Source organism: Mesorhizobium sp. A623 (assembly GCF_054489405.1).
Map to the genome: position 1 here is coordinate 16,801 of NZ_JBTMXB010000045.1, position 11,714 is coordinate 28,514.

An 11,714-nucleotide genomic window follows, 5' to 3' on the forward strand; every position below is an offset into this window, starting at 1 on the left:
GAATAGGTGGCCCGCGTGGAATGCTTTCGACCTCTCGGCTCGGAGTTGGGCCAGAGTGATCGTGCTGACGATTGTCGGAACGCTGTGCTGTATCGCCTTCGCTTTTACATTCGACAGCTATTCCTTCGAGGAAGGCATATGGCACCTGGGGGCAAATCCCAAAAATAATGTGATCATTCCCCTACTGATCGCGCCGCCGTTCTTTTTCTACCTTCTCAGCAAATTGCGTCAGCTGGCCATAGCACATGCGCAGTTGATGGTCATTGCCTCGACCGATGGCCTGACATCTTGCCTCAACCGCGTCGCATTCACGACTTTGGTAGACGCCTATCTAGAACGAGTGGACCGGCAAGAACGGCACCGCGAGGGCGCACTACTCATCATGGATGTTGATCACTTCAAAAACGTCAACGACAGTTTTGGGCATGACGCGGGCGATGATGCTCTCAAACTGATTGTTCAAAGTATCAGATCGACGCTGCGCGAAGTAGACCTTGTGGGTCGCATGGGTGGCGAGGAGTTCAGCGTGTTCCTTCCTGGAACCCCTGCTGACCGGGCCGTTGTGGTTGCCGAGCGAATCCGGAAAACGGTGAAAGATGCGGATTTTACTCCCGAAGGGGTTGCCTACAATTTATCGATCAGCATCGGCGGAGTGACCTATGTTCGCCGCACGTCGTTTTCGGAGCTATACAAACTCGCCGATAAACGGCTTTACGATGCGAAGCGGAACGGGCGAAATCGCGTTGAATTCTGTCAGTTAAGCGGCAGCCAACTTGCACCTGCGCTATGATCTGAACACGGTGTCGCTTTGGGAAGTCGGGACCGTATGTGGCGGCAATTGGCGATATTTTGCGCTCGGCGCGCTGCAGCCTCTACCGCGAGACTGGCTACTGGTTGAAAGGAACGTCCTCGTCTACCATCCGTTCTACTATTATGAACCACGTAGATGGACGATTCACGTGCGCCCGAGAACATGATGGAACCTGGGCAGTCACAGACAATGAAACCAATGAACCGGCAAGCCTTGATGGAAGACTCTTGATAGGCAGAGAGCGAATGGACGCAGAAGCCGCCTGCAATCTTCTGCGAGCAATCTATGGAGCAGAACTTCAGAAATAAGGCTGCCTGATGAAAGCGTTGGGACGAAAAACCCGCCTCAAAGGCCGGTTACCGGCGCAATTCCGCGCATGAACATCTGTATAGGGGTTCCGTAACGAAAGGTCAATTCATTTCGGTTCCGAAACCTTCGGATGTTCACAGGTAGAAGAAATGCATGGCACAAGCGCGCAGGTCCTGATGCAGAACAGGAGTCATATCTCGTTCCTTCTGACCGTGCTTTTTGGCTATTTCTGCCGATGTCAGCCCGTTGACACAATAGTCGATCAGCCGGGACAAAGGCATCCTACCGAGCTCGAATGAAGCCGCGTTCAGGACATCGATCGCCGCTACGCGACCATCGGGCATCCCGCGCCACGCCACGCCGCCTGCCCCTTCCATGGACGGTGAACATGCCGCTGCCGAACCGGCTTGTTCCCATAACCGAGCGAAGTGATTGCCGGCATGAAAAAGCGCATCCTGTTTATCGCGCCCGTATCTCCAATCGAATGTGCCAGGCCGGCAGCGGATCGTCTGTCGTTCGCTGCGCTCTGCTGAAATCTTGACCTTGACCTTCGTGAGCTTTGTTCCCTCCTTGCCGCCGTCCTCCTGCTGGAGTTTGGCCGTCAGCCGATGCGCGCGCTCGTCGACCTTTTGCCGAGCCTTCCTGTCAGACTCGATCTGTGACGCCGCACGCGCCGGCTTCACGACGCCCGCCATGCGTCCAGCTACACGGCTTCCATTGAGATCGCGGCGCTTGCCTCCGTCAATGCGGGTGCCCGGCTTGATCTTCGGTTCCTGCTTAGCCTTCTTCATGCTCGCGCTGCCTGTTTCTTGAGGTAATGCCGGCGCTCCGGCGTGATCTTGGCGAATGCCGGTCGCCAGTTCATTGGGGATGGCCATGGGAAGACGCGGGCGGGTGGATCGATGCGATACCAATCGCCGTCATGATCGAGGAAATACCGGTAGGCGTCGGCATTGAAATTCCCGGCCATGTCGTTGAACAGCAGCTCGCAAACCGTGCCGTCCGGCTTGGCCTCGCACATCGGCCGCCATGGGTTCTCACGGTCGTAGGCTTCACGTGCCTTGCGCTCGGCGATGGTCATGCAACCTCCCGCTGGCAGTCGCGTTGGGGTTCGGCTGGGGAGTGAAAAGCGTATCCATGCGAGAATTCAGCGCCACTGTTTGGGCAAAGGTTGGTGAATTTGGCATTCGACCGATCGGCTCGGTCGAAGAAGCGGAGATATTTCTCGAAGGTTGGCCGACAATAGAGCGCAGTCCTCTCTATTATGTCGCGGCGAACAGCGTCGAAGCTGCCAAACAAGGCTGCCTTACCGCCGATGAGGCATCGGATGCCCTTGTAGATTTTTTGGCCACCGCCCACGCTCTGACTAAAGACAGCCTTCCTCACTAGCGTCATGATGCTTCTCCGATCCAGTCGGGCCGACGCCGACGAATGGTCCAGACGCGCTTGGCCGGAGCTACAGTGACACCGCTCATCCATCGGGCGGTCTTCTCTGCCGCTTCTTTGGACGGATAAAGATAGTCATCCTCCACGCGACGGCCGTTGCGCAGCGTCAGCGCAATGGCTGACCTCTCTCCGATCATGACCCTATTTCGTGAATTCGAGGCAAAGTACGAGCAGGCCGGTGACCTGTCTGTCGAGCAGGATGTCGCCAACGGTTTGCTCGATGAATGTAGCAGTCTTGAAAAGCGCATCATAGCGATCCCGTCGACCAGCGCTCAGGACCTCGCCGCAAAGCTTATAGCCTATACCCGCTATGGTGATTTCATGCCGGATTGCCTTGGCGAAGGCGGTGTTCTGGATGAGGCCCAGGGGCACCGTCACGTTAACCGAGCATCGATGAAAATGTGGGATCTGGTGGGATGACCAGATTTAGCCGTGATCCTCTTTATCGTCGCCACCGATTTCCAGGGGAGGTGATTGCCCATGCCGTTTGGCTCTATTTCCGGTTTCCGCTCAGCCTGCGGATGGTCGAGGATGTGCTGGCAGCTCGTGGCGTCATCGTCTCTCACCAGACCGTGCGACTTTGGGCTGAGAAGTTCGGTAGACACTTTGCCAATGATATCCGGAGACGATCAGCCGGCAGGCTCGGCGACAAATGGCATCTCAATGAGGTTGTCATCACCATCGGTGGAAAGAAGCACTGGCTTTGGCGCGCCGTTGATCAGGACGGCTTTGTTCTCGACGTGCTGGTGCAAAGTCGCCGCCATGCCAAAGCTGCAAAGCGTTTGATGCGAATCCAGCACGCATGGCTGGTCGATAAAGAGGGGATGGCGATAGACCCAACCTGGACGGACAGTTTCGAGGATTTTTACTTTGGGATCACGTTCAGGACGCAGTTCGTGTTGCAGATGCTAGATCAAGCGAACGGAATGTGCGGGCTTTTGGTCAACCCGCCCCTTATGCGACGGCAATATGGCACTGCCGAACTACTGGAAGCGGCCATTTGGGTCCCCTAGTCGAGTAGTCTCTCTATTTTTCCTCCAGGACCAAATGGCGAAATCAGTTCCGCGAGCTTAATCGACGAGGGTCCTTTTGGGAGTTGCGTGCGTCGGTCACTGCCTCTTTGGGACAACGCCCATACGATCTCCCTGCAGGACCTTTTGTCGACCGCGTGTCAGGGTGGCAACAACGGTATGAAGTCACGGGTCAAGAATCCTGGAAGGGTGTCTTGTAAACGCGCTCATATACGGCTTTCTGATCCGCATTTTCGTTAAAAGTCGCCTTGCCGTTGACAATGCGTCCGGTCACTGCCCACCATTCACCCCCCTCGATCGCGGCGACATCAAAATCAAGTTCGGGGAACATCTCCCCTAGCGCCCGATAAATCTTGTTCGGATAGTTTGAAGCGGTCAGAAACTCGAAAATAACGACGCCCTTGCCCCGATAGGTGATAGCAGAATCCATGGCGTCTGTTCTCGTGTCCCAGAGTTGCCTGCATAATTCGGCTTCCTCGATCTCAGTCGTCTCAGGCAGGGGGATCACCTGATCAAAGCTGAATTCGACTTCGTTGTCCGCGCCGACCGGAAAACAACGAAGAAGGAGCTGTCCGATTGCATGGTCTGGCCCGGTTGCGATGACTTGGTTGGCGACCCAGTTTGTCATTGTTCACTCTTCAATTGTCTTAGTCTTCGTGCCCGGCCGCTCGCGCGGTGGCTTCTCAACCAGAATCCATCCAAAGACCGATTTCGACGGCCATTTCGTCGCCTTCGATCCGACCTGTGGCGAGAAAAGCGACGCGCCGCATTTCCCGATCCTGCTCGGACTCGACCTCGACGTTGAGCCGAGGACGACAGTCGGCGACAAGGGCTACGCCAGAAACGCGAACCGACAGGCAGTACGACCCCGTGGCATCATCCCGTCATTCCGAGATGGGCCAAATCCCCAAAAATTCATTCACTGGTGGTAATCATCGCTTTTGTTCGGGACCGCAACCTTTCAAAACAATCGACCTCGATTTCAGCAAGTAACTTGAACAGCGACGCGATCAGTTCATCGACCTGCCGAGTGCTCTCAATCAATGTATCCAGTTTTTCCAGCACTTCTTCAAAGGTGTCGACGGACCCTAGAGCACTCTGCTCGCCGGATAGCTTGGCCAATTGATCGTAGAGCACCCCAAAACGCCCTGCGTAACGATGCATAGATGCGATTCTGCCAAAGGCCTGATTGAGCATATCCCAGCGGTCTTCGATCTCAGACAGCATAGGTTCGCTACGGTCGGAAAATCCTATGACATGGTTCAGGATTACTTTTTTGATCGCTTCATCGGTCATGTCCATTTTAGTTCGCCTTTAGGAAGGCTGCATCAGCAGCGTAAAACGAGGTTCGTGTGGGCTACGACCCTGGTAGAAACCGGGCCGTCACCCAACTCGCCGATATATAGATTACTTTTAACCCGCGTTAGAGTGTGACGAGGGGATGCTCCCGAATACATAAAGGCTCGATCTTGCGATGGCGTTAACCGGGTCGGTGTCCCCAAGAGTGGTTGAGAGAAAAGCAGGCCCGTTCGGTGACCAACCACGCAATTGATCAGTTTAATTCCGTTGCCTTGGGTCATGGCGGATAACCGATATCCACCTCGACATTGACATAGGCCGCGCAGTTCGCGGCGCGACCTAAACCGTTCTCCAACATCAATCCGAATGTCGTTATCACTGATGGCGTTAAGAGACCCACCGACAACCACCGCCGGAATATTCCCGAAGAATTCCCGTGTGCCTTGCAAGCCTGGGGCTGACGCTTCCAGCAGGGCGGCATTGGCCGATCCCGACAAGGAGATCGATATGATAATAGACGAGAAACTGCATGTGTTCAGTACGATGGCCAGGCGGCAGGCCGATGTGTATTCCAAATTGATGGTGTTGGCGGATTCGCAAGAGCATCTGGCCGATCTTGACCGGAAGCTCATAGCGGGCCTGCTGGATGCCCGGGAAAAACTCACTCTTGCGGCGAACCAGCCAGGTCCACATGCACTTTTCCGCGCTTTGGATGATTATGAGGCGAAGCTGCTGCGCCTCGAAGCCCACGTCGAACAGTTTGAGGTCAATGCTGTCGAGGTGGAGGAAAACCTGTGTCCCGGTTTTTAGATGCCGCTTGAAATTGCAGGGACCTGAACGCCAGATAACGAGGGTAGGGCGTTGTCACCCAAGCATTCCCTGACATAAGGAGCCGGCCAGACTGAGGCCGGCGGCCTAAAATCGCAAATCGTCGCGTGAGAGCAACGACAGGGGGATTCGCAGGCCCGGTCCTTTTCCTTCTGCGCTGGGGATAAATTCCACCCCCTTTGTTTCCAGCGCGGCCTGGACCTTTTGCAGCGTCCGTACGGCGACGCGCTCATTCCTTTCGATGCGCAGAATGGTCCGCTTTCCCACTCCCGAGATTTCGGAGAGTTCGGATTGGGTAATGCCGGCAGCTGCCCGGCCGGCGCGGAGTATTTCATTTGGGACGATCATGCCGGCTTGTTGTGCGTGAAATTGTTGACACATTCCAGCCCGCGCCGATGAGAGCAACAAATTTGCATCGGTGACGCCGGCCTCTGGCCGACTGGACGCCACTCTTGAGACGCCGTATTGCTGACCCCATCGAATCAGCGAATCAGAGGACCCGCAGCCAAGCGAATCCTCTGGTCGGCAAGGGAAGTTCTTCGGATGCTGTTGTTCACCCAGAATATCAAACCGGATGAAGTGTTCAGGTCCGAGACGGGGCGCCTCAAATCGCTTGTCGCCGACATGGAACGCCTCGGTCATGGGACCATGCCGGATAGTATGGCCGGCAACCATAGCCCGATTCTTGATCGGTGGTGTCTCGGAAGCAGGGTGGTTCCCTGCCTGGTGGGTTTTTCGACGGATCACCCGGAACTTCCCGGCCAAGGGCGGCTGATCACCACTTCGGATCTTTGGCTGCTGTCCGAGGATATGGGCTGGGCGCGAACGCTGTCACGCTGGTATCGCCTGGGTCGGCCCTCCGACCTCTCCAGCTTCGATTCATAAGGCCCGATTGTCGTGGCCAAGGTTTCGGATATCGAGCGCCACTTCGCGCGGCGGATGAAAGCCGCCAAGATTGGCCTGCATCTGCCCAGCGAAGAAGAGCTGCTCCGCGGCATGGTCTTTTATGGCGACGAGCTTCGCAGTGATATCCGCGAATATGCCAGCCGTCTTACGCGGCGCCTGAAAAAGCGTGGCCGTGAAGAACTCGAACCACTGATCAGTTGCCTTGATGACCTGGCGGTCGAACAAACCGAGGGAAGTATGCAGGCCGTGGAAACGGTCCTCGAGAGCACAATTCCTGTGAAAGGAATTCCGATCGAGGCCTGTAGGCTGCGCGTCCAGGTCTACCTTGCGGGGTTTGGCTTGCCGGGAGCCGCCGGCGTGATTGCCGGTGAGATCGCGGCATTGGCCCTGCATGACATCCAGCATGGCGATGACCGCCGAATGCTGTGGCGCGCACTGTCATGGAGTGTGCTCGCACGAACGCTGCGTGAGGTCCAAAGGGACGACATCTTTCATACCTCCCGCTACTCGATGCTTCGGATGCGGCGCGGTTACGAACGAGAATTCGAAGCGGCAATCCTGCGCCCAGAACCTTCGGACGAGTCGGGCGGGAAAGCGAAATCACCCTCGTCCGATGATGAATATGACGCCGATCTGTTCGCGGACGAAGACAACGCAGCGGATGGTGCTGATGCCGACGACTACATTGTTGTCATCCCTTCCATCGGCAACGAAACCACGTCGGAAGGAAAGCGCGTCAGTGTCGAATATCATAAATACGTCCAGCGGCGCTTGCCGCTGGCGCGGGTGCCAGACCTGTCCCTGGTGCGCACGACGCTGCTGGCAGAATTCCCCTATGCCGCGTCGATCATTGACAGCATTCTATGGGGCCTCGTCGGCCGCAAATATGTCCACATGCGGCCGACCATTGTTGTCGGGCCACCAGGATGCGGCAAGACCCGTCTTGCCAGGCGGATGTTCGAGGAACTGAAAACTCCCTACGAACTGATCTCCTGCGGAGGCCTAAGCGACAGCGCCATAGGCGGCACGCCACGACGTTGGTCGTCCGGAGAGCCAAGCTTGCCGATCATGGCGGTTCGCCAGCACGAATGTGCTGGCCCTGCCATCATCCTGGACGAGATCGAGAAAATCGGCACCGGCCGCCACAATGGCAATGTTCATGACGTCCTGATCGGCTTGCTTGAACCCCAGACATCATCACGTTGGTCTGATCCTTACATCGAAGCGAACTGCGATCTTTCCAATGTGGTTTGGCTAATGACCGCCAATGAAACGTTGGGCATTCCGGCCGTGCTCAGGGACAGATGTCGAGTCCTGTCATTCCCGGTTCCGGGAGCTGATCAACTTCCATTCCTTGCTCCAAGCATTCTTGAGCGGCTCTACCTTGATACCGGACACGACCGGCGATGGGCGGCGCCGCTGCAAGATTTTGAGATCGAGGCATTGAAAAAGAACTGGCCCGGCGGCTCGATCCGAAAACTGGAGCGGTTCATTGAAGCGTTGGTCGCGGCCCGCGAGCGCAATCGCCCGCGACAATGATCGATTGAGGAAAGGATTGGAGAGAAATGTCCAAGAACGATCCAGCAGCAAAAGGCCAGCGGATACGCGGTGTGTCAGGACGTCGCAAAAAGGAGAGAACGGAGGCGCTGAAACCCGCGATCGAACCCGGTGTTTCGGTAAACGGGCCTGCAGAGCCGCTCGCTGTTGACCGCCTTTCCGGTGATCTCCTGATCGTAAGGTCGCAAGAACTTGAACTCCGGATGGCGGTTCACGAAGCCGGTCACGCCGTGGCGCGTCTTCACCTGGATATCGGGACGATCGTGAAAATCACCATAGAAGCACCGGAAGGCGGTTATGTCGCCGGCACCATGCCAGGACCGGGTGAACAGACCGAAGAGATGTTGACCGGGGTCTTGATCGCGGCACTCGCCGGCCGCGCGGCGGAAGAGGTCATTATCGAGTCGGTGGTTGCCGGCTCAGGCTCAGAAGGAAGTGACCTTGCGTGGGCCACTGCACTCGCTTGCGATATGGAAACCACCATGGGCTTTTCGAAACGATGGCCACTGCTTCATCGCAAGGTCGAGGATCGAGGCGCAGTCTTCGCGGTGGATCATGAACTGGCAGAGCGTGTCCATGCCAGGTTGGAGACTGCCGCGGCCGTCGCCCGCAAGTTGATTGCCACGCATCAGCGGACGGTCGACTTTCTTGGCGACATCCTGATGCAGCGAAAAACACTGGAGGGAGGAGAACTCGAGGCGGTGCTGGAGCAAGTGAGACATCGCTTGGCGGCGCCACCCGGCTAATCCGGCCACCGACCGCAATAATCAATGCATATCCGCGATCCGAGGATTCGTGGATCGCATTGTCGCGCACGAAATCCAAGGAGTCGCTACCATGAAAATCTGGTTGTTCTCAGACCTCCATCTCGAATACGCCGACCTGCGGCAACCGTTGGTCATTCCGGACGCCGACGTCTGCGTTATCGCCGGAGACCTTTGTCGTGCGCCAGCCAACGGCGTGCATTGGCTGGCAAAACATATCGCACTGGAAATGCCGTGCATTTACGTTGCCGGAAACCACGAATTCTACAAGGGCTCAATCCGGGAAGGTCTTGAGGATGGCCATGCCGCCGCAAACCAGTTCCCTGATGTCCACTTCCTTGAGAACGAATCCGTCACCATTGGCGGCGTCCGCTTTATTGGCACCACGCTTTGGACCGACTATCGGATCGAAGGTCATCCGCGCTTGGCGATGTTTAACGCGCGCGAGCGCATGAATGATCACAAGCAGATCGCCAGGCAACGGAACCCCTGGCAGAGATTTGTACCCGAGATGGCTTACCGGATGCACCAGGATTCACGGCGGTTCATCGAAACGACGCTGAAAGCGGATCAGCTCAAGACCGTCGTGGTAACGCACCATCTGCCGCTTGCAAAATCGGTCCCGTCGAGGTTCAAGGGCGATTTATTGAATGCGGCCTATGCCAGCGATCTCACCGACGTGATTGAGGAGGGTCGTCCTGCGCTTTGGATGCATGGACATACCCATGACAGCAGCGATTACATGATCGACGCCACGAGGATCGTCTGTAATCCCCGAGGCTATGATGGCGAGAACCCAGCCTTCGATCCCGCGCTTATCGTCCACACATAATCGGTAGCCGCGGTGCGAAACGTTCTGGCATCGTCACGAACTGTGAAAATTGACGAATTCTACCTGACAGGGAGTTCTGGCAACTCGCTCGGGAGCTCCTGCCGCCGCCGAACGCCGTCCGTACCGATCATTTTCATCCAGACATTCATCTTCAACTGCGAGCCACCGAATCCTTTCCAAAAAAGGACACCAGCTACATCAAATTTCTTGCGCCACCTTTCTCGCTCCCTGATCGCGTGGGCTCGGCCCTTTTAGGGTGCCTTGGCGAAGAAAGCGGGCTCGTTCTTTTCATTTAATCCTGGTTCACCTTCTTCACCATTCGACGGCAGATCACCATTTGCGAAGACAGCTACCGCCTCCGGTACTCAAAAACCAGCGAAACAGCAAATCAATATAGGGGTCCATTCTTAAGTTCGCCAACGGGGCGGGGTCAATCCTCGATGCGCTTGTCACGCTGTCTGCTCCATTTGCCAGCGGCCTGCCAAAGCTCGATCTCGTATGGGCGGCAGGAGGGATGACTCCTTGCCCACGTCATTGCATCGAGATGACACAGCAGCATCGAAACGGCTCCTTGCAATCTTTGCCTGGAATTTTCCAGCAAAGCCGGCGCTTGATCCCGAGCTTCGACAAATCCGCAGAACGCATGCCCGAGCATTTGCTCCAACAGGCCTTCGAGGCTGTCCCGCTTGGTATCTGCAGCAATTAGTGCTGGGAACTGCGTGGCGGTCTCTATAAGCCTGCCATAGGGAATGCTGAGTTCAGCTTGTGCTTTTCCATCGCGTTCACGCACCAAAACGGCAAGCTCTTGAACCCCATAATCACCGCTTTGGCTGCATCTCTCCTTCTGGAAGCGTATTCCCTCCGTCAAAAGTTTCCGCACAACGTGATCGTTCTCCCCGTACATTCCGGCACGGCTAAGAATATCGGCAAGCACTATTTCGCCGGGCTTGATGGCTAGCGTGAGCGACTGTCCGTATCCGGGGACACCTATTTCTGGGGTCAAACCGTCCAGATCGACGCTGGCTCCGCCGGCAATCAGCCATCTGCAATGGGCCAACAGTACGCCTGCCAGTTCCAACACCTGTTCTCGGGTTGGCTCACTCTGGTGAAATAACAAGAGCGCCTTTTGATAATAAGAAGAACTCATATCCGCGGAAGGCACGAAACCCTCCTTGAAGTTGAGATCAAGCTCGCGCTCCAGTTTTCTGAATTCTGCGCATGTGAGCCCGATCAACCAAAGCGTGCTTGTCTTAAGAGATCTTGCAATAAACCACCGCTCGGCTGTCTCGGCTGCAAATATCCGGAATGGACCCGCGTAAAGATCCGGATAGTCATATTGTTGATCCGACATATATTTCCCCTGTTTTGCCACCGACGACCGACTGGAGCAGCCTGGGAGACCTAGCCTGTTTCGTAGGCCGCACCAGCCAACCGCATTTGCCGGTCACAAGCCGATTCACCTGCAAACGCGGTTTGGTCGAGTAATACATATAACACGTAAATGATAAGCAAACCTCGTTTGCGGCTGCGTAATCCTCCAAGTAGTGTCCTGCGCGGAATTAATGATGGATATCTCCGCCATGGCGCTGAATTTCCATGTCGAGCTACTATCCGCTTGCTGTCTACGGGCCCGTACGTCGTTCTCATTGCGGCGTTTGATGGCGCTCCGGCGCTGAACGCGGCCCCAGAAAGACCGTCGTCACGCATCATCTGCCGCATGCTAAATCCATCCTCGAACGGGGCAAGGGCGATTTGCTCAACGCAGCCTGTGCATCCAATCTATCCGGGGTGATGGAGGTTGTGCGGGATGCATGGTAGTCCCGGTGCCAAGCTTCCAGGCCCCGCTATAGTGGAGCTTGAATCAACGATTTCACTTGAAAAAGAGCCCAAGCAACTCGAGTCGGCTTGTGGAGAGGGTGAGCCAATGTGCC

15 protein-coding genes and 1 pseudogene are annotated in these 11,714 nt (G+C 56.1%); 10 read left to right on the top strand and 6 right to left on the bottom strand.

Annotated features, from left to right (window positions below):
• Nucleotides 1-55 precede the first annotated feature (55 nt).
• A complete protein-coding gene (locus ACX3P1_RS25055; protein WP_459082282.1) occupies nucleotides 56-790 on the top strand; it encodes a GGDEF domain-containing protein in 735 nt (244 codons plus the stop codon).
• A gap of 464 nt (nucleotides 791-1,254) precedes the next feature.
• On the opposite strand, the gene ACX3P1_RS25060 is transcribed toward ACX3P1_RS25055, so the two are convergent.
• On the bottom strand, nucleotides 1,255-1,911 hold the full coding sequence (locus tag ACX3P1_RS25060) for a hypothetical protein (RefSeq protein WP_459082283.1): 657 nt from the start codon (nucleotides 1,909-1,911) through the stop codon (nucleotides 1,255-1,257).
• On the bottom strand, nucleotides 1,908-2,201 hold the full coding sequence (locus ACX3P1_RS25065; protein WP_459082284.1) for a hypothetical protein: 294 nt from the start codon (nucleotides 2,199-2,201) through the stop codon (nucleotides 1,908-1,910). The genes ACX3P1_RS25060 and ACX3P1_RS25065 overlap by 4 nt, the downstream gene beginning before the upstream one ends.
• A 56-nt stretch (nucleotides 2,202-2,257) precedes the next feature.
• On the opposite strand from ACX3P1_RS25065, the gene ACX3P1_RS25070 reads away from it, so the two are divergent.
• From ACX3P1_RS25070 to ACX3P1_RS25080, 3 genes and pseudogenes are all read left to right on the top strand, one after another.
• A complete protein-coding gene (locus tag ACX3P1_RS25070) occupies nucleotides 2,258-2,509 on the top strand; it encodes a DUF982 domain-containing protein (protein WP_459082285.1) in 252 nt (83 codons plus the stop codon).
• Nucleotides 2,510-2,662: 153 nt separating this feature from the next.
• Nucleotides 2,663-2,986 carry a hypothetical protein gene (locus ACX3P1_RS25075; protein WP_459082286.1) on the top strand — a complete coding sequence of 108 codons (324 nt, stop codon included), beginning with the start codon at nucleotides 2,663-2,665 and terminating at the stop codon, nucleotides 2,984-2,986.
• A pseudogene (locus ACX3P1_RS25080) lies at nucleotides 2,983-3,357 on the top strand (IS6 family transposase); the annotation flags it as partial. The gene ACX3P1_RS25075 and the pseudogene ACX3P1_RS25080, both read left to right, overlap by 4 nt.
• 412 nt (nucleotides 3,358-3,769) lie before the next feature.
• Here ACX3P1_RS25080 and ACX3P1_RS25085 read toward each other — a convergent pair.
• Nucleotides 3,770-4,225: a hypothetical protein gene (locus ACX3P1_RS25085; RefSeq protein ID WP_459082287.1), complete on the bottom strand. Its 456-nt coding sequence runs from the start codon at nucleotides 4,223-4,225 to the stop codon at nucleotides 3,770-3,772.
• Between ACX3P1_RS25085 and ACX3P1_RS25090 the strand changes: the two genes are divergently transcribed.
• Complete coding sequence (locus ACX3P1_RS25090; protein WP_459082288.1) at nucleotides 4,197-4,529, top strand: transposase; 333 nt, start codon at nucleotides 4,197-4,199, stop codon at nucleotides 4,527-4,529. The two genes, ACX3P1_RS25085 and ACX3P1_RS25090, sit on opposite strands and share 29 nt — an antisense overlap.
• On the opposite strand, the gene ACX3P1_RS25095 is transcribed toward ACX3P1_RS25090, so the two are convergent.
• Nucleotides 4,513-4,899, bottom strand: a complete 387-nt coding sequence (locus ACX3P1_RS25095; protein WP_459082289.1) for a hypothetical protein — start codon at nucleotides 4,897-4,899, stop codon at nucleotides 4,513-4,515. The two genes, ACX3P1_RS25090 and ACX3P1_RS25095, sit on opposite strands and share 17 nt — an antisense overlap.
• 477 nt (nucleotides 4,900-5,376) lie before the next feature.
• Here ACX3P1_RS25095 and ACX3P1_RS25100 point away from each other — a divergent pair, with 477 nt between their 5' ends.
• On the top strand, nucleotides 5,377-5,706 hold the full coding sequence (locus tag ACX3P1_RS25100) for a hypothetical protein (protein WP_459082290.1): 330 nt from the start codon (nucleotides 5,377-5,379) through the stop codon (nucleotides 5,704-5,706).
• A 105-nt stretch (nucleotides 5,707-5,811) separates the two neighbouring features.
• On the opposite strand, the gene ACX3P1_RS25105 is transcribed toward ACX3P1_RS25100, so the two are convergent.
• The gene (locus ACX3P1_RS25105) at nucleotides 5,812-6,366 is read right to left on the bottom strand and encodes a helix-turn-helix domain-containing protein (protein ID WP_459082291.1); all 555 of its coding nucleotides are present in this window, start codon (nucleotides 6,364-6,366) and stop codon (nucleotides 5,812-5,814) included.
• Nucleotides 6,367-6,384: 18 nt separating this feature from the next.
• Between ACX3P1_RS25105 and ACX3P1_RS25110 the strand changes: the two genes are divergently transcribed.
• The 4 genes from ACX3P1_RS25110 to ACX3P1_RS25125 all read left to right on the top strand — a co-directional run bounded on the left by ACX3P1_RS25110 (nucleotide 6,385) and on the right by ACX3P1_RS25125 (nucleotide 9,783).
• Nucleotides 6,385-6,609 (top strand): DUF6634 family protein, encoded by a 225-nt coding sequence (locus ACX3P1_RS25110; protein ID WP_459082292.1) that lies wholly within the window; start codon nucleotides 6,385-6,387, stop codon nucleotides 6,607-6,609.
• 12 nt (nucleotides 6,610-6,621) lie between these two features.
• Nucleotides 6,622-8,169 carry an AAA family ATPase gene (locus ACX3P1_RS25115; RefSeq protein WP_459082293.1) on the top strand — a complete coding sequence of 516 codons (1,548 nt, stop codon included), beginning with the start codon at nucleotides 6,622-6,624 and terminating at the stop codon, nucleotides 8,167-8,169.
• A gap of 26 nt (nucleotides 8,170-8,195) precedes the next feature.
• Nucleotides 8,196-8,933, top strand: coding sequence for a hypothetical protein (locus ACX3P1_RS25120; protein WP_459082294.1), 738 nt, complete (start codon nucleotides 8,196-8,198; stop codon nucleotides 8,931-8,933).
• Nucleotides 8,934-9,024: 91 nt separating this feature from the next.
• Nucleotides 9,025-9,783, top strand: a complete 759-nt coding sequence (locus ACX3P1_RS25125) for a metallophosphoesterase (protein WP_459082295.1) — start codon at nucleotides 9,025-9,027, stop codon at nucleotides 9,781-9,783.
• A 430-nt stretch (nucleotides 9,784-10,213) separates the two neighbouring features.
• Here the strand turns inward: ACX3P1_RS25125 and ACX3P1_RS25130 are convergent, their stop codons facing one another.
• Entirely contained in the window at nucleotides 10,214-11,134 is a 921-nt protein-coding gene (locus ACX3P1_RS25130; protein ID WP_459082296.1) for a hypothetical protein, read from the bottom strand.
• Nucleotides 11,135-11,714: the final 580 nt, after the last annotated feature.

What these genes read in the sequence shown, in the direction of transcription:
- ACX3P1_RS25060 (WP_459082283.1), bottom strand. Translation starts at nt 1,911, where the DNA reads ATGAAGAAGGCTAAGCAGGAACCGAAGATCAAGCCGGGCACCCGCATT.
- ACX3P1_RS25065 (WP_459082284.1), bottom strand. Translation starts at nt 2,201, where the DNA reads ATGACCATCGCCGAGCGCAAGGCACGTGAAGCCTACGACCGTGAGAAC.
- ACX3P1_RS25070 (WP_459082285.1), top strand. Translation starts at nt 2,258, where the DNA reads ATGCGAGAATTCAGCGCCACTGTTTGGGCAAAGGTTGGTGAATTTGGC.
- ACX3P1_RS25090 (WP_459082288.1), top strand. Translation starts at nt 4,197, where the DNA reads ATGACTTGGTTGGCGACCCAGTTTGTCATTGTTCACTCTTCAATTGTC.
- ACX3P1_RS25085 (WP_459082287.1), bottom strand. Translation starts at nt 4,225, where the DNA reads ATGACAAACTGGGTCGCCAACCAAGTCATCGCAACCGGGCCAGACCAT.
- ACX3P1_RS25095 (WP_459082289.1), bottom strand. Translation starts at nt 4,899, where the DNA reads ATGGACATGACCGATGAAGCGATCAAAAAAGTAATCCTGAACCATGTC.
- ACX3P1_RS25105 (WP_459082291.1), bottom strand. Translation starts at nt 6,366, where the DNA reads ATGACCGAGGCGTTCCATGTCGGCGACAAGCGATTTGAGGCGCCCCGT.
- ACX3P1_RS25110 (WP_459082292.1), top strand. Translation starts at nt 6,385, where the DNA reads ATGGCCGGCAACCATAGCCCGATTCTTGATCGGTGGTGTCTCGGAAGC.
- ACX3P1_RS25120 (WP_459082294.1), top strand. Translation starts at nt 8,196, where the DNA reads ATGTCCAAGAACGATCCAGCAGCAAAAGGCCAGCGGATACGCGGTGTG.
- ACX3P1_RS25125 (WP_459082295.1), top strand. Translation starts at nt 9,025, where the DNA reads ATGAAAATCTGGTTGTTCTCAGACCTCCATCTCGAATACGCCGACCTG.
- ACX3P1_RS25130 (WP_459082296.1), bottom strand. Translation starts at nt 11,134, where the DNA reads ATGTCGGATCAACAATATGACTATCCGGATCTTTACGCGGGTCCATTC.